The 417-nt window shown below is 56.1% G+C and carries 1 pseudogene; it reads right to left on the bottom strand.

Annotated features, from left to right (window positions below):
- Positions 1-417, bottom strand: a pseudogene (locus tag H3Z84_RS07270) (xylulose 5-phosphate 3-epimerase); the annotation flags it as partial.

Genomic DNA, 417 nt, shown 5'->3' on the forward strand with positions numbered 1-417 from the left:
AGCCTGACGGCCGTCAAAAACGGCAGGCAGTTTTGCCTTGGGAACCGTCATGGCCCAGAACTGCCCCTGGGTTCGAAAACACTCGTTAAGGCACGCCACAGCACTATTGCAGTCGGGAGGATAGACAACGCGGGCAGTGTCACTCATTTCTCCCATCAGGACTTCGCCGAAGGCCGGGTCCTGATGAGACTGCTCGTTCTTGCCGTTTTCCCAGAGGTGCGACGTCGCAATGACCGGCACGGATAACCATCGGGCGGGCCGACCGAGACTTTTCTGGTGTCGCGCAAAAATAATTTCCTGCCGAAGAGCGCCAATCATTTTCATGGCAAACGCTTCGTAGGACACCACCAGATTCATACCTCCCTTATTACCCAGAGCGGCGCTGACAACGGCCTCCTCATTCAGGGCTGTGATTAC

Source organism: Marinobacter sp. bablab_jr003, from assembly GCF_016464245.1.
Classification (GTDB): Bacteria; Pseudomonadota; Gammaproteobacteria; order Pseudomonadales; family Oleiphilaceae; genus Marinobacter; species Marinobacter vinifirmus.